At 33.1% G+C, this 17,185-nt stretch carries 14 protein-coding genes, 1 other RNA gene and 1 other annotated feature (1 of these 16 running past the window's edge); of the genes, 2 read left to right on the forward strand and 13 right to left on the reverse strand.

The window, feature by feature from the left end:
- Positions 1-160, reverse strand: a binding site (T-box leader); it reaches 6 nt to the left of the window's first position.
- Between the two features lie 39 nt (positions 161-199).
- The 5 genes from recD2 to sal(A) all read right to left on the reverse strand — a co-directional run bounded on the left by recD2 (position 200) and on the right by sal(A) (position 7,283).
- A complete protein-coding gene (recD2, locus tag LQ679_RS01690; protein WP_191835640.1) occupies positions 200-2,590 on the reverse strand; it encodes an SF1B family DNA helicase RecD2 in 2,391 nt (796 codons plus the stop codon).
- A gap of 2 nt (positions 2,591-2,592) precedes the next feature.
- Complete coding sequence (locus LQ679_RS01695; RefSeq protein WP_239762012.1) at positions 2,593-3,261, reverse strand: tetratricopeptide repeat protein; 669 nt, start codon at positions 3,259-3,261, stop codon at positions 2,593-2,595.
- Between the two features lie 86 nt (positions 3,262-3,347).
- Positions 3,348-4,457, reverse strand: a complete 1,110-nt coding sequence (mnmA, locus tag LQ679_RS01700; RefSeq protein WP_037588402.1) for a tRNA 2-thiouridine(34) synthase MnmA — start codon at positions 4,455-4,457, stop codon at positions 3,348-3,350.
- A complete protein-coding gene (locus LQ679_RS01705; RefSeq protein WP_037588405.1) occupies positions 4,450-5,598 on the reverse strand; it encodes a cysteine desulfurase family protein in 1,149 nt (382 codons plus the stop codon). The genes mnmA and LQ679_RS01705 overlap by 8 nt, the downstream gene beginning before the upstream one ends.
- A gap of 59 nt (positions 5,599-5,657) precedes the next feature.
- On the reverse strand, positions 5,658-7,283 hold the full coding sequence (sal(A), locus tag LQ679_RS01710) for an ABC-F type ribosomal protection protein Sal(A) (protein ID WP_204188555.1): 1,626 nt from the start codon (positions 7,281-7,283) through the stop codon (positions 5,658-5,660).
- A 316-nt stretch (positions 7,284-7,599) separates the two neighbouring features.
- On the opposite strand from sal(A), the gene LQ679_RS01715 reads away from it, so the two are divergent.
- Entirely contained in the window at positions 7,600-8,610 is a 1,011-nt protein-coding gene (locus LQ679_RS01715; RefSeq protein ID WP_025904246.1) for an LLM class flavin-dependent oxidoreductase, read from the forward strand.
- Between the two features lie 45 nt (positions 8,611-8,655).
- Here LQ679_RS01715 and LQ679_RS01720 read toward each other — a convergent pair whose 3' ends face one another.
- A complete protein-coding gene (locus LQ679_RS01720; protein ID WP_126477544.1) occupies positions 8,656-9,390 on the reverse strand; it encodes a trypsin-like serine peptidase in 735 nt (244 codons plus the stop codon).
- Positions 9,391-9,605: 215 nt separating this feature from the next.
- Positions 9,606-10,025, reverse strand: a complete 420-nt coding sequence (cymR, locus tag LQ679_RS01725; protein WP_025904248.1) for a cysteine metabolism transcriptional regulator CymR — start codon at positions 10,023-10,025, stop codon at positions 9,606-9,608.
- Between the two features lie 89 nt (positions 10,026-10,114).
- On the opposite strand from cymR, the gene LQ679_RS01730 reads away from it, so the two are divergent.
- The gene (locus LQ679_RS01730) at positions 10,115-11,377 is read left to right on the forward strand and encodes a replication-associated recombination protein A (protein ID WP_204188553.1); all 1,263 of its coding nucleotides are present in this window, start codon (positions 10,115-10,117) and stop codon (positions 11,375-11,377) included.
- A 44-nt stretch (positions 11,378-11,421) separates the two neighbouring features.
- Here the strand turns inward: LQ679_RS01730 and LQ679_RS01735 are convergent, their stop codons facing one another.
- The 6 genes from LQ679_RS01735 to dtd all read right to left on the reverse strand — a co-directional run bounded on the left by LQ679_RS01735 (position 11,422) and on the right by dtd (position 17,174).
- Positions 11,422-12,189: a tRNA threonylcarbamoyladenosine dehydratase gene (locus LQ679_RS01735; RefSeq protein WP_025904250.1), complete on the reverse strand. Its 768-nt coding sequence runs from the start codon at positions 12,187-12,189 to the stop codon at positions 11,422-11,424.
- Positions 12,190-12,242: 53 nt separating this feature from the next.
- Positions 12,243-12,435: non-coding RNA, 6S RNA (gene ssrS, locus LQ679_RS01740), on the reverse strand.
- 57 nt (positions 12,436-12,492) lie between these two features.
- Positions 12,493-14,265 (reverse strand): aspartate--tRNA ligase, encoded by a 1,773-nt coding sequence (gene aspS, locus LQ679_RS01745; RefSeq protein WP_126477546.1) that lies wholly within the window; start codon positions 14,263-14,265, stop codon positions 12,493-12,495.
- Positions 14,265-15,530 carry a histidine--tRNA ligase gene (gene hisS / locus LQ679_RS01750; protein WP_037588417.1) on the reverse strand — a complete coding sequence of 422 codons (1,266 nt, stop codon included), beginning with the start codon at positions 15,528-15,530 and terminating at the stop codon, positions 14,265-14,267. The genes aspS and hisS overlap by 1 nt, the downstream gene beginning before the upstream one ends.
- 322 nt (positions 15,531-15,852) lie before the next feature.
- Positions 15,853-16,725, reverse strand: coding sequence for an N-acetylmuramoyl-L-alanine amidase family protein (locus LQ679_RS01755; protein WP_204170021.1), 873 nt, complete (start codon positions 16,723-16,725; stop codon positions 15,853-15,855).
- Positions 16,722-17,174 carry a D-aminoacyl-tRNA deacylase gene (gene dtd, locus LQ679_RS01760; RefSeq protein ID WP_025904254.1) on the reverse strand — a complete coding sequence of 151 codons (453 nt, stop codon included), beginning with the start codon at positions 17,172-17,174 and terminating at the stop codon, positions 16,722-16,724. The genes LQ679_RS01755 and dtd overlap by 4 nt, the downstream gene beginning before the upstream one ends.
- Positions 17,175-17,185 lie beyond the last annotated feature (11 nt).

Here is a 17,185-nt window from a genome sequence, read left to right on the forward strand (position 1 = left end):
GACGAACGTATCGCGGTACCACCCTAGTTATGACTATAAGTCATCACTTTAAGTTTATTAAACTTTTATAAAAGAAGTAGCGTTCAATAATCATTGTCATGTTTCTCACCAGCCAACATGTCTCTTAAACAATCAATTATTTACTCGGTTTCTTTTTTGTATTCTATTTGATTATAATCACTCGATTTTTAGATGTCAATTATTTCATAAAATCATATGGTGTTTTATCATTCATATTAATCATTGGATCTATTTCAAACATATTATCTTCAGTTAAAATAATATGTTTCGTTTGAATAGATTCTGTTTCAGACTCCGTATCTTCTTCAACATCAGTATCGAAATACATTTTTAATTTCGTATCAAACGATGTCATTCTCTCATGACCTAGCGTTTGAATACCTTGGTTAAAGGCTTGTTCTTCACCGCAGACGACAAGCGACTGTTTCGCACGTGTAAGTCCGGTATATAGAATGTTCTTTTGTAACATTCTAAAGTATTGTCTGACAATAGGCATGATGACTATCGGGAATTCTGACCCTTGTGATTTATGAATTGAACAACAATAAGCATGTGTAATTTCTGATAAATCTTGTTTAGTGTATGTTATGTCATTCCCTTCATAATCTACAATGACGACATCTTTGCCAAGTGCATTTTCTTCTGCTTTGTAAACACCTGTTACTACACCAATATCACCATTAAATACATTATCATCTGGACGATTAATAAGTTGTAGTACTTTATCATTTTCTCGATATTCAATATCGCCATATTGAAGGAATCGTGTATCTTCATCTTTCGGATTTAATATATCTTGCAATAATTCATTTAATTTATTAATACCAGCTGGTCCACGGTATATTGGAGCTAGCACTTGAATATCTTGCATATTATATCCTTTATTTACGGCACCTTGAACGACCTTTTCTACAACTGTCGCAATTTGATTACTACTGCACGGAATAAATGAACGGTCGTGATGTTTTTCATTGATAGAAACAGGCAATCCATTTTTTATTTTATGCGCTAAATCTATGATAGATGATCCTTCTTGTTGTCTATAAACTTCTGTTAAGTTCACTCTCGGTATAACTTTAGAATCAATCAAATCTTTAAAAATCTGACCCGGACCTACTGATGGTAATTGATCTTCATCACCTACAAATATGATTTGGGCATAATCAGGGACTGCTCTTAAAAATTGGTACATTAACCATGTATCTACCATAGACATTTCATCTAGAATGATTAAATGGGCATGAATATCATTATCTAACACATCATCCGGTTGCGTATCTTTACTCCATCCAATTAATCTATGAATTGTCATCGCTTCTAGTCCCGTTGATTCACTTAAACGCTTTGCTGCACGTCCAGTCGGTGCTGCTAATACAATTGGAAAGTCTGTCCCTTCTTGATAATCATCATAATTCAAACTCACACCGTGTATTTCAGAATACAACTCACAAATGCCTCGAATAACGGTCGTCTTACCTGTTCCAGGTCCACCTGTTAAAAGCATCATTTTATGATTAATAGCTGTCTCTAACGCTAATTTTTGTCCATCTGCATATGAAACATCATTCATATCTTCAATTTGACCAATGTGTAATTGAAGATCACTTTTCTCAATTTCTTTGAGCTCATCTTGATGTTGATAAAGTCTATGAATGATTTGCACACTTTTTGCTTCTGAATAATAAAGTGAAGGTAAAAAACAATTATCATTTTCGATAATAAGTTTATTTTCTTCACTCATTTCGATAATGACACCATTAATCTGATCTTTATTTACAACTTCAGGTTGATTATGATTTAACAATTCATATGCCCCGTTGACCAAAATATCAACAGGTAAAAATGTATGACCATTCTGTAATGATTGTTGGTCTAAAAAGTAACTCACACCTGCTACAAGTCGATCATGATGATCTTTAGATATCCCAACTTGTTCAGCTATTTGGTCAGCTCTTTGAAAACCTATACCATTAATATCCATCACTAAACGATAAGGAGATTGCTTAATAATATTAAGTGTTTCATCTTTATAAAATTGATAAATTGCCATCGCAAGTTTCGGTCCAAATCCAAGTTCATTAAGTTTAATCATAATGCGTTCAATGGCTTGATTTTCACGTATGGATTCTGCAATCGTGTCTCTTTTTTGCTTATTGAGTTTAGGTATTTCTTTAAGGACATCCGGGTCATCTATAATTTTCTGAAGTGCATCTTCACCAAGTTTGTCCACGATTGTTTCTGCTGTTTTCTTACCAATACCTTTAAATAAATCACTCGATAAGTAATGGATAACACCTTGTTTCGTTTGTGGCAATTCTTTTTCAAATGTTTCAGCTTGTAGTTGTTTACCGTATTTCGGATGGTTTGTTACTTTACCTTTGAAAAGGTACGTTTCTCCTTCAACTATTTGAGGTAAGTAACCAACAATTGTGACTTCTTGATCAAAATCTTCATTTGAATCCATCACATCGACTTTAATAACGGTATAATAGTTATCACTGTTTTGAAAAAGAATTCTAATAACTTCACCTTTTACATGTGAAAGATCAAATAAAGATAAGTTTTCCAATGTTAGTCCTCCTCTTCTAATAATTGTTCAAACATGTTGATAGCATGACCACTTAATAAATGATCTGGTTGAATGTCGACCGCTTTTCTAAAATAAACAAGTGCTTCTTCAGCATTTTCATTTTTCATATATTTAGCCAATCCTAAATTGTATAATGCGTCAACATGTTTAGAATCTTTTTCTAATATTTTTTCTAGTTGCACAATGGCCTCATCGAACATTTCTAATTGGCATAATGTTAATCCGTATTGGAATCCAATTTCTACATCATCTTCATTTAGCTCATGAGCTCTCATTACATACGGTAAAGCTTCAGTATGTGCACCTAATTCGTTGAAACTCATTCCTAACATAAAATTAGTATCTGCATCATTAAGCCCTCTTTTAATCGCATGTTGATATAATTTAATCGCTTCTTCAAAGCGCTGTTGGTTGTAGTATAAATTTGCAAGACTATAATAAGCACCACCATGACTTTCGTTTACAGTAATGGCTTTTTGAAAGAATTTCTCAGCTCTTTCAATATCATTTGCTTCTGCTAATATTGTCCCTGCATTGATATAATTGGTTACTTCGTTTGGATCTTCTTCTATATTTTCAAATAAATGCGACAATGCTTCGTCGAATTTTTTATTTTGAATTAATTTAACAATTTGTTCTTCACTATGCATGTTGTGACTCCTTTAAATATCATTACTTGCTATTATAACAAAAATAAAAATAGACTGAGACATAAATTTATCTCAGTCTATATATTTTATACCATATAATCTAATTGCTTTTCTGTTTTATATACTTCATCGATTGTTGCGCCACCTAAACAAACATCACCGTCATATAATACGACAGCTTGACCAGGTGTAATTGCACGCACTGGTTCGTCAAATATCACTTTAATTTGATTGTCAGAAATTTTTTCTACAGTTACTTGTGTATCTTTTTGTCTATATCTAAATTTTGCTGAACATTTCACCGGTTGTGAGAAATCAAGATCATTCACAAATGAAATATCAGAAGCGATTAAATAGTCACTATATAATGCTTCGTGATGGAAACCTTGTTCTACATATAGGATGTTTTCTTTTAGGTTTTTACCGACTACAAACCAAGGGTCTCCGTCTCCGCCTATACCAAGACCATGTCTTTGGCCAATCGTATAATACATTAAGCCACTATGTTCACCCATATCAACACCGTCTAATGTTTGCATTTTACCGTTTTGAGCAGGTAAGTATTGAGATAAGAATGTTTTAAAGTTTTTCTCACCAATAAAACAAATACCAGTAGAGTCTTTCTTTTTAGCAGTTGCTAAGTTTTGTTCTTCAGCAATTCTTCTTACTTCACTTTTTTCTAATTCACCAATTGGGAACATCACTTTAGATAATTGATCTTTTGTAAGTTGATTTAAGAAATAAGTTTGGTCTTTGTTGTTATCTACACCACGTAGCATTTCTACTTTATCACCATCACGATTAACACGTGCGTAATGACCTGTAGCAACATAGTCCGCACCTAGTTTAAGTGCATGATTTAAAAATGCTTTAAATTTAATTTCTTTATTACACATTACATCTGGGTTAGGTGTTCTACCTTTTTTATATTCGTCTAAGAAATACGTAAATACTTTATCCCAATATTCTTGTTCAAAGTTAACTGCATAATAAGGTATATCTAATTGGTTACATACTTCGATGACATCATTATAGTCTTCAGTAGCTGTACATACACCATTTTCGTCTGTGTCATCCCAATTTTTCATAAAAATTCCAACTACATCATAACCTTGTTCTTTTAATATATGTGCAGTTACCGAGCTATCTACGCCCCCGCTCATCCCAACGACAACGCGGGTAGATTGATTATTCATTTTCTTCCTCCTTAAATTGTTGATATATTTTCATTATCGTACTTACGATATAATTAATTTCTTCTTCAGTCGTTAATGAGCTGAAACTAAATCTTACAGATTGTTTCACTCTATTATCTTCACCAAACATCGCTTCTAGAACGTGAGATGGTAATGTTGAACCGGCTGTACATGCAGATCCACTTGAAACATATATATTTGCCATATCAAGTAACGTTAACATCGTTTCAACTTCAATAAATGGGAAATATAAATTTGTGATATGACCAGTTGTATCTGTCATACTACCATTAAGTTCAAACGGAATTGCACGTTGTTGTAAACCTACAATGAGCTTTTCTTTTAAGTTCATTAAATGAATATTACTTTCATTCATATGTTCATAAGCGTCTTTCAGCGCTGTTGCCATTCCACATATATATGGAACATTCTCTGTACCTGCTCTTCGCTTTACTTCTTGTTCGCCACCTTGTATAAACGTTTCGAACTGAACACCTTGTTTTACCAACAATGCACCTATTCCTTTTGGTCCGCCAAATTTATGCGCAGTTATGCTTAACATATCAACTGGCATTTCATCGAATTCTATTGGCATATGACCGATAGCTTGAACAGCATCAACATGAAATACGATATCCGTATTCTCTATGACTTCCGCAATATCATACATAGGTTGAACTGTACCGACTTCATTATTCACTAACATAATTGACACCAATGTCGTATCAGGTCGGATTGCTTGTCTCAAAGCATCAATATCGACAATACCTTCTGAATTTACATCTATATACGAAACATCGAAACCTTCACGTTCAAGTTCTTCAAAGACATGCAATACAGAATGATGCTCTATTCTACTCGTTATAATATGTTGACCTATATGTTTTCGTTTTCGTGCTATACCTTTTATTGCTGTGTTATTAGACTCTGTTGCCCCACTTGTAAAAATAACTTCTTGAGGCTTTGCACCTAATAATGTAGCAATCTCTCGTCTTGATTGATCTAAATACTTTCTACCGTCTCTCCCAATTGAATGAATAGATGACGGGTTTCCAAAGTGTTCAGATAATATTTCTGTTATTTTTTCAGTTACAACGGGCTTAACTGGAGTAGTTGCTGCATAATCTGCATATACTTTCATGTTGAACGTCCTTTCTTAGTTTTCAATGTACCTATTCTAGCACCATTTTTATGAAAAGACTAGAACTCTGTTTCACGATTTCTTTCTTCTGTATATTGTTCTAATTCTTTTAATTGATGTTTCATAGATTCTGTATTAATTGGATCTTTAACTTGAACATTTTCATGCGTCATTTGATGATTTTTGATCGTCCATATTTGGTCTTTAATTTGTGATTTAAAATAATCATCATGAGATACAATAAGGACTGAACCTTGAAATGATTGTATTAATTGAATGATTTTTTCTTGCATGCCAATATCAAAATAGTTTGTCGGCTCATCTAAAATCATAATATGAGGATTTGAAAAATATAATTTTACAAATTGTAATCTACACTTTTCACCCATGGACAGTGTTTCAACGACATCATTTATTCTATTCTTATCGAAATAAAAGCTTGCTAAAATGGTTCTTGCATCTGCTTCTTTCATTTCAGGAATTTCTAATATTTCATTTAAAACAGTATTGTGCATATTTAAGTTCTCAAAATCTTGAGAGAAATATCCAATTTCTAATTCAGGATGAACAGTTATATCACCTTTAGTCGGCTCGAGTTCACCGAGTATCAATTTGATTAAAGTTGATTTTCCTGTTCCATTTCTGCCTTCTATAATCACATTTTGATTTCGCTTAATATAGAAAGATACATCTTCGAATATCTTCCTATTATCATATGCAAACGACACATGGTTAAATTGAACTAAATAATGTGATTTAAAATCATGATGTTGTATTGAGAAAGCTTTCTCTTTTTTATTTGGATTAGCGATGTGCTCTTGATCAAGTTTACGATTTAATTGTTGTTCTTTTGATTTGAATCGTTTCGCTAACTTACTTAATTGTTTTTGTTGATACGGGTTTCGCACAGAAGCACTTTGTTCTGCTTTTTGATACCACGCTTTATATTTTTTGATCGTTTCTTCAATAGCCGCTTGTTCTTTTTGTTGCTTTTCATATTGTAGCTTTAATGTTTCATGCTCTATATCTTTTTGTTGTTTGTATTTATCGTATTTACCGATATATTTCTTAGCACCATCAGGACTCAATTCTAATATAGCATCTGGTGTTTCATTTAAGAATGTTCTGTCATGAGATACAAATAATATAGCACGTTGTTCTTGTTTAAAAGCTTTCGTCAACCATTCCTTCATTTCTAAATCCATATGATTTGTTGGCTCATCGATTAATAATAACGATGCCTTAGACATTTTTACTTTTAAAAATGAAACTTTTGTCTGTTCTCCACCACTTAAAGTAGAAATTTTCTGTTCTAGTTGTTCCTCTTTTATGCCGAGCTTTTTTGCTTCTGTTACGATTTCTCCTTCTATAAGGTATCCATCTAACTCAATATATTTATTAATCATATCTGTATGATTAAGTTGCGATCTAACCTTGACGATTTCTGGGTAAGATTCAATTATATAATCCATAACTGTCCAATCATTATAAGGTGTTAAATCTTGTTCCATCATCGCTGAATCAACTGTTTGATCTTGGTGAATCACTTTTAATAATGTAGACTTTCCAACACCATTAACACCAACGATTGCTAAATGTTCATGGTCCTCTATTGAAAAAGTCAACTCGGGTATTAATACTTTATGTTCAACTTCTAATGCTTTTTCTTCAAATAAAAATAGCATAATGTAGCCTCCTATACCCATGTATTACACATGAAGACGCACCATTACACTATTCTCAGTTTGTAACGGCAACATCATATTATAGACATACTTATCCAATCATCATTGCGTAATACAATGGTTTTTTACGTTATTTACTATTAGCGCAAAAAATTATTGGATATCCATGCCTATTGTTGATGCCACCTCTCTGTAAATTTGCATTAATTATAACTTTTAGTTACATATTAGTCAAATGTTGTTGAGCAATTAAATAGTACAACATAAATACAGTTGATATACTTCCAATATATAATTATGTAAGGAGCGTCACAAAATGAAATCAAAATTCCCAGTTTCTGCATTAAATCTAGTTCCACTTAGAAAAGGTGAAACGGAACAAGATGCTATTAAGAATATGGTATCACTTGCTCAAAATGTAGAAAAATTAGGCTACGAACGTTACTGGATTGCAGAACATCATAATGCACCAAATTTAGTAAGTTCTGCAACTGCTTTACTCATTCAACATACACTTGAACATACAGAGTCTATTCAAGTAGGTTCAGGCGGTATCATGTTACCAAACCATGCGCCTCTTATTGTTGCTGAGCAATTTGGAACAATGGCTACAATGTTTCCTAATCGATTAAATCTTGGCTTAGGACGAGCACCAGGTACCGATATGATGACCGCTTCTGCACTAAGAAGAGATTCACATAAAGGTGTATATACATTTGGTGACGATATTAAACAATTACTACAATATTTTGGTCCTGAAGAACAACAATCATATGTAAGACCATATCCAGGTGTAGATACAAATATACCGATATATGTGTTAGGATCTTCAACGGACTCTGCACATTTAGCTGCTCGATTAGGTTTACCATACGTCTTTGCAGCACACTTTGCACCAGATCAAATGGCTCAAGCAATCGAAATATATAGAGACTTATTTGAGCCATCAGAATATTTAGATGAGCCATACATGACCGTTTGTTTAAATGTCATTGTTGGCGAAACAGATGAAGAAGCGACTTATTTATCTTCAACTATGCACTTGATGTTCTTAAGTATTGTAAGAAATGCGCGCATGCCATTACAACCCCCTACTGATCAACTTGAAAACATTTGGTCACCACAAGAAAAATATATGGCGCAGTCTAAAACAAACACATCTTTCATTGGTAGTGAAGAAACTGTAAAACAACAATTGATAGATTTCCAAAACAAATACAATGTAGATGAAATTATGGCAGTGAGCTATATTTATGATTTAGATAAACAATACCAATCATATGAATCATTCAAGAAAATTGTAGATGATGTATACGGGGAAGCATAAAAAAACGATCATAAAGTGATGAGTCATCACTTTATGATCGTTTTTTTATTTTAAATTACTTTGTATAAATTGTTGAACGTTGCTGTTAAATAACACGCCACTATTATGGCTATCTGGTACGCCACCATAATGTAAACCAATAACTTGGTTATTTGCATTAAAGATTGGTGAACCTGAATTACCACCATAAGTACTTAAGTCGTAAGATACGTCACTACCTGAAGCAGACAATATATTACCTTTACTTTCCCATAATGTCGCAATAGGTTTATCTCCTGGATAACCTGTTACTGTGATGTTATCACCTTTTTTAACTGAAGATGTATCTGCGATTGTCGCTGCTTGAACAGCGTCACCAATAGATTGACCTTTACTATTTTTACCGACTGTAACGACTGCTAAATCTTCACCGCCTGGCGCTACTTTATAATCAGTTGCTGTAAATGTACCAGCTGGGAAATTCCCATCGCCATTTGCTGCTGGTGAGAATTTTAGTACAGAAGCATCACCATTCGTAGCATCTACTACATGTTTATTTGTAAGAACGGTATTTTTACCGACAACTACACCTGATGCAATTGATGTACCTCCGATATCAGCGAATGCAATCGATTGATAATGTGCAGACGTTGTATTCGTAATTTGTGTACGATCATTTTTCGGTAATATAACTCTAGATGACGGACCATCTGTCTTTGCGTTAACTTCAAACGGTAATGCAATGAAACTTAATAATAAAACTGCTACTACACTTAATATGTATCGTTTTAAATTTTTCATATACTCTCCCCTTTGTTGTAGTGTACAACTATCTTAATATGAAAATAATCTTGAAGGGGAATATTACACTACTTAACACATATTCATGCTTAACTGTTAAAATAACGAAATATTTTGTGCAGTTAGGCATGAAATCCATACAGTTAAGAAATAAAAAATAAGATAGCAATCTTCAATATTCGTCTTGAAGATTGCTATCCTATTTAATTTGTGAACTAGATATAGAACATATAGCCTTCTAGTTCATCTTCATTTGTATAATTTGCTAAGTATTCTAGTGTTGTATTATCTAGAACTTCTTTTACAGCGTCTCTAATACGAATCCACAATTGTTGTTGTGCAGGTGGCTCGTCTTCTATACCTTCAACAGGTGTAATTGGCCCCTCTAACAATCTAATCACATCACCAGCTGTAATTTCTGATGGTGCTTTTTGTAATTGATAGCCCCCTTTGGCACCTCTTACACTTTTAATAAGACCAGCATTACGTAGCGGTCCTACTAATTGTTCTAAATATAAATCACTTAAATTGTTTTCTTCAGCGATTGACTTTAAAGATGTACATCCTTGACCATAACGCTTAGTCAACGATATCATAAGTGTTAAGCCATATCGTCCTTTAGTAGAAATTTTCATGTACTACACCTCTTATTTTCTAAAAAAATATTATTAATTCATTTTATCATTTTTTGTACACTTTGAGTAATTAGAAAGGTTGATTCCAAATGAAAAACGAACCATTAGCTTATAGAATGCGTCCCCAAACGATTGACGATGTGATAAGCCAAGAACATTTAGTCGGTCCAAAAGCCATTATTAGAAGAATGGTTAACACTAAAAAGTTAACTTCTATGATATTTTATGGACCTCCGGGAATTGGAAAAACGAGTATCGCCCAAGCTATTGCCGGGAGTACTCAATATAAATTTAGACAACTTAACGCTGTCACTAACACTAAAAAAGATATGCAACTTGTCGTTGAAGAAGCCAAAATGTCTGGACAAGTTATACTTTTACTAGACGAAATTCATCGTCTAGATAAAGCAAAACAAGATTTCTTATTACCGCATTTAGAATCTGGCAAAATCGTTCTTATTGGCGCAACGACGTCAAACCCATACCATGCTATCAACCCAGCTATACGAAGCAGAACGCAAATCTTTGAACTATATCCTCTTAATGAAGATGATATCATCATTGCTTTAAACAGAGCAATTGAAGATGAAGAAAATGGATTAGCATCATACGCTCCTGTTGTAGACAAAGATGCTTTAGAATATTTCGCAAAAGCAAGTTACGGCGATGTGAGAAGCGCTTTAAATGCACTCGAACTTGCTGTACTAAGTGCTGATGTTCAAGATGACAAACGTCATGTCACGATTGAAGATGCGAAAGTTTGTATTCAAAAGAACGCTTTCCAACACGATAAAGATGGTGATCAACATTATGATGTTATGAGTGCATTCCAAAAATCTATTAGAGGTAGTGATGTCGACGCAGCGCTACATTATTTAGCTAGATTAATTGAAGCGGGAGATTTACCTACTATTGCAAGACGCCTTCTCGTAATTAGCTATGAAGATATCGGTTTAGCTTCTCCGGGTGCTGCAGCTAGAACATTATCAGCTATTGAAGCGAGTGAACGTCTCGGCTTTCCAGAAGCACGTATACCATTAAGCCAAGCGGTCATCGAGCTATGCTTATCACCTAAATCTAATTCAGCTATTGTATCTATTGATGAAGCTCTATCAGACATCAGAAAAGGTAAAGCCGGTTTAGTTCCGAAACATTTGAAAGATGGACACTATCAAGGTGCAAAAGAATTAGGAAATGCAATTGGTTATAAATACCCACATAATTATGAAAATGGATATGTAGAACAACAATATTTACCTGATACTTTAAAAGGCAAACAATATTATCAACCTAAACTCACATCTAAATCTGAACAAAAATTAGCAGAAATATATCGCAACTTAAAAAAATGAGGCTGGACGTATCCAGTCTCATTTTTTATTATCAAAGCTGTTAGCTATTTATCTTTGATTCTTTTTACTGGGATATCTTTCAAAATATCATTCACAACATAGCTTGCACAAATTAAACCAACAACGCTTGGTACAAAAGCATTAGATGATGGTGGCATTTGCGCCTTTCTAACTTTTGCGTTTTTATCGCCTACAACTTCTTTTACATCTTCTCTTATCATAATTGGACTTTCATCACTAAATACAACATTAATACCTTTATGAATGCCCATTTTTCTTAATTTTAGACGTATAATTTTCGCCATAGGATCTGTATGTGTTTTAGAAATATCAGCTATTTCAAATTTAGTAGGGTCTGTTTTGTTTGCAGCACCCATACTTGAGATAACATTAATACCTCTTTCTAAACACTCTTTCATAAGATGAACTTTATACATGATTGTATCACTAGCATCTACAAAGTAATCAATGTCGTATTCATTAAATAAAGCTTCGTAAGTTTCTTCAGTATAGAACATATGCAATGAAGTGACTTTACAATCAGGATTAATTAATTTAATACGCTCTTCCATTAAATCTACTTTTGATTGACCAATTGTTGTTGTTAATGCATGTAATTGTCTATTTACATTTGTGATATCTACATCATCTTTATCTATTAATATGATATGACCAATATTAGTTCTCGCTAGTGCTTCAGCAGCAAATGAACCTACACCGCCTACACCAAGGACAACTACTGTTTTACTTTTTAATAAATCTAAGCCTTCTTTACCAATCGCTAATTCATTTCTTGAAAATTGATGCTTCATCATTATTTACTCCTTTACACAAAAATACGCAAGACATAAAGTCTTGCGTACCGATAGAATCCAATTGTGCCGTAATATTAAGTGCTAGATCATTTTGGCCTGCTATATACAGGTGGGTGCCCTGTTTCTTATTTTGCATGTCCTCCTTACGAGGCGTATGCGCTATTAAGAAAACCAATTAGGCTCCCTTGATCAAAAGTGTTAGGTCAAAATATAAAAAGCTTATTACGAACACTTCAGATGACTACCTTATAAATTTATTTTATCATAATTCTTCTAAATAACAAGTATTTATACTTTTAATTATTTTTCATCTAAATCAAGTTGCAAATGTAATTCATGTAACTGACTGTTAGATACTTCACTTGGCGCATCTGTTAATAGACAAGAAGCACTTGCTGTTTTAGGGAATGCAATTGTATCTCTTAAGTTTGTTCTTCCTGACAATAACATAACTAATCTATCTAAACCTAAAGCAATTCCGCCATGTGGTGGTGCACCATATTTGAACGCTTCAATTAAGAATCCAAATTGTTCTTGTGCTTGTTCTTCAGTAAATCCAAGCGCTTTAAACATTTTTTCTTGTAGTTCTGATTTATGAATTCTAATAGATCCTCCACCTAATTCAAAACCATTTAAAACGATATCGTATGCATTCGCTTCAACATTTGTTGGATCAGTTTCAAGCATTTCTTCATGCTCTTTTTTAGGTGCAGTAAATGGATGGTGCGCTGCAACATAACGTTCTGATTCTTCATCGTATTCAAATAATGGCCAATCAGTTACCCATAAGAAATTATATTTATTTGGATCAATTAAACCACGATCTTTACCAAGTTTATTTCTTAACTGCGCTAAACTTGCTGCTACAACATCTTTTTTATCTGCTACAAATAATACTAAGTCTCCAGTTTTAGCTTCAGTTTGTTTTAATAATTCAGCAGTAATATCTTCATCAAAGAATTTGCTAATTGGACCGTTTAAGCCTTCTTCTGTTACTTTAACCCAAGCTAAACCTTTAGCTCCATATATACTTGCAAATGATTGTAATTGGTCGATATCTTTTCTAGAGTAATCAGCCGCACCATCTTCAACGACGATTGCTTTAACTTCTCCACCATTTTCAACTGCAGATTTAAACACTTTAAAGTCCATTTTTGAAGCAAGTTCTGATAAGTTAATCAGTTCCATACCAAATCTTGTATCTGGCTTGTCAATTCCGTATCTTTCCATTGCTTCAGCGTATGTCATACGTGGGAATGGCGTTGTAATATCAATACCTTTTACATCTTTCATGATACGTTTCATAAGACCTTCATTCATTTTGATAACGTCTTCTTGATCTACAAAGCTCATCTCGATATCGATTTGCGTAAATTCAGGTTGTCTATCCGCTCTTAAATCTTCGTCTCTAAAACATTTAACGATTTGATAGTATTTATCAAATCCACCAATCATTAATAATTGTTTAAATATTTGTGGAGATTGAGGTAAAGCATAGAACTCTCCATCATGTACACGAGATGGTACTAAATAGTCTCTCGCACCTTCTGGCGTAGATTTAGTTAACACAGGTGTTTCTACTTCGTAAAACTCACCTTCATCTAAGTAATTTCTTACTGCACGTGTAATTTGATGTCTCATTTTGAATGTTTGAGCTAAACTTTCTCTTCTTAAGTCAATATAACGATATTTTAATCTTACATTTTCATCAATATCATTCATATCTGTTATAGAAAATGGAGGTGTTTCAGATTCATTTAAAATTGTAATTTCAGAGACTTGTACTTCAACTTTACCCGTCTTGATTTTGTCATTAATTGATTTCTCGTCTCTTTTAGTTACTAAACCTTTAACTTGAATAACATATTCAGAACGGATTTTCTCAGCAACACTTAAAGCTTCTTGAGAGAAGTCTGGGTTAAAGACAATTTGTACAACGCCTTCGCGGTCACGTAAATCAATAAATATTAAACCGCCTAAGTCACGTCTTTTTTGTACCCAACCATTTAAAGTAACGGTTTGACCAATATATTCTTCAGTTATTTTACCAGCATATGTTGTTCTTTTTTCCATTATGATTCCACCTTTAAATAATTCTCTAATTCTGATAACGAAACAAGTGTCTTTTCACCAGTTTCCATATTTTTAACTTCCACTTCTTGTTTTTCTAATTCATTCTCACCTAATACAATCGTATATTTCGCATTTAATCTATCGGCTTGTTTCATTTGACCTTTTAATTTACGTTGTAAATAGTCTTTATCACAACTAATACCAGCCATTCTTAATTGATTGATTAATTGAACTGACATTCTATCCGCTTCTTCACCCATTGTTGCAATAAATAAGTCGATAGTTTCTTCTTCTTCAATTTCAATACCTTCAGCTTCAAGCGCTAGTAACAAACGTTCAATACTCAATGCAAAACCAATACCTGTTTCTTTAGGACCATCAAGTAATTCTAGTAAGCCGTTATATCTACCGCCACCACATAAAGTTGTAATAGCACCAAATCCTTCAGCATTACTCATTACTTCAAATGCTGTGTGTGTATAATAATCTAACCCACGTACTAAATTCGTATCTATTTCATACTCGATACCAAGTTCGTCTAATAAACTTTTTACCTCTTCGAAATATTGTTTAGAATAGTCATTTAAGTATTCCGTAATTTTAGGCGCATTTTTAACTGCTTCTTTATCTCTGTCTACTTTACAGTCCAATATACGCATTGGATTTGTGTGTAATCGACTTTGACAATCGCTACAGAAAGTATCAATTACTGGTTCAAAGTGCGCTTGTAATGCCTTAGTGTAATCAGCTCTTGATTCTGCATCACCAATACTATTGATGACTAATTTTAAGTCTTTCAATCCGAAAGATTTGTATATGTGTACGAGCATTGAAATAATTTCAACATCAATAGCAGGATTTTCTGATCCTATAGCTTCTACCCCGAATTGAACGAATTGACGATAACGCCCTTTTTGTTTTCTTTCATATCGGAACATTGGACCATTGTAATAAAGCTTAACTGGTTGATTAGGTTCACCTTGCATTTTGTTTTCGATGTAACTTCTAACAACACCTGCAGTGCCTTCAGGTCTTAATGTAATGCTTCTATCACCCTTATCTTTAAATGTGTACATTTCTTTTTGTACAACATCTGTTGAATCACCGACACCTCTACTAAAAAGTTCAGTACTTTCAAATATTGGTGTTCTAATTTCTTTATAATTATATATTTTCATTAACTCATGTAATTTGTTCTCAATGTATTGCCATTTATAAGTGTCTTTTGGTAATAAATCTTGTGTACCGCGTGGTATATTAATCATAATATTTCCTCCTTTAAAATATAAAAAGTCCCTTGTATGCATATACATACAAGGGACGAATTATCCGTGTTGCCACCCTAATTAGTATTTAATGATCCATTAAATACTCACTTAACAACATTATAACGGATGTTAACCGATCTTATTTTCGTAAGATTCCCTCTTCTTGTGTTCAAAAGTATACGCAGTATTCATATAACTTTCAGCAAATGTTATACTCTCTGTCTCCTACTATATCGGCATACTATTCAAGAATAAACGGTATATAATCTATTTCATAATTTATATTAATATTAAACCCATAATCTGTAGTAGTCAATATCTAATTTGAAAAGTAAACTTTCAAACCGTCAACAATACCTGTTTCTACAATGTGTCTATATTTTCTATCAACAATTAAATCTTCATCTGTAGGATTACTAATATAACCTAACTCTAACAATACAGCAGGCATTTTAGTTTGACGAATCACTTGGAAGTTTTCGTTTCGTACACCTCTATCAGATAGTATGGATTTTTGATTGATTGAAGTTTGTAACGTATCTGCAAATTCTTTTTGAGAATCATGATGGTAATAAACTGTTAAACCATGTGGTGCTGATGAATCTAATGCATCATTATGGATACTAATAAAGACATCTCCATCACCTTGTCTATCTTTTAATTTAACATATTCATCTTTAGTTCTCGTCATTTTCACTTTAGCGCCTTCAGCTTCAAGCATTTCTTTAAGTTCTTTTGCAGTTTTTAATGTAATGACTTTTTCGGTTACATCTTTATGTTTTGAACTCGATGCACCTTGGTCACTTCCACCATGACCAGGGTCTAAAATAATCACTTTTCCTTTTAATGGTTTTAATACTGGATTAACATCTTCTTTAATATCAAGATTTGTATGCCAACCAGCAATCCAGCCTTTTTCATTTTGATCATTTTTGACTTCGAACCATTTTCCTTCTCTATCTGTTATATCAAAACTATCTCCCTTTTTTACATCAAAGATAATAGGATAATAAGCGGCAGGGCCAGTTCTTAACTCACCATCTTCTTTCATAGATAATGTTTTAGGTTCGTCCTCTTTAGGAATCAATAAATAAATAATAATGATTAACAAAACAATCAGTAAAATGACAACACTGATGACAGGAACAGGCTTTATTCTCCTCTTTTTAAACCATAAATTAATTCGGTTCATTGAATGTTACCATCCTTACTTTCGAATATAATCGTAATTGGTCCATCATTGATTAATGACACATCCATATGTGCGCCAAACTCTCCTGTTTTCACGTTAATGTTATAAGAAGCTAACTGTTCATTAAAATATTCATAAATCTTTAATGCTTCATCTGGACTTTTAGCATTTGTAAATCCAGGTCTATTACCTTTTTTTACTGAAGCATATATTGTAAATTGTGATATCGACAAGATTTCACCACCGACTTGGTGTATATCTAAATTCATTTTACCTTCTTGATCTTCAAAAATTCTTGTCTTTGCTATTTTCTTAGCGATAACATCTGCATCTGCATAAGTAGATTCTTGTCCAACACCGACTAATAATAAGAATCCTTGTTTAATTTCATTTTGAGTATTTTCAGATGTCACTTTAGCTTGGCTTACTTTTTGTAGAACAACTTTCAAAAAAATTCACC

Source organism: Mammaliicoccus sp. I-M35, from assembly GCF_022386455.1.
GTDB lineage: Bacteria > Bacillota > Bacilli > Staphylococcales > Staphylococcaceae > Mammaliicoccus > Mammaliicoccus sciuri_A.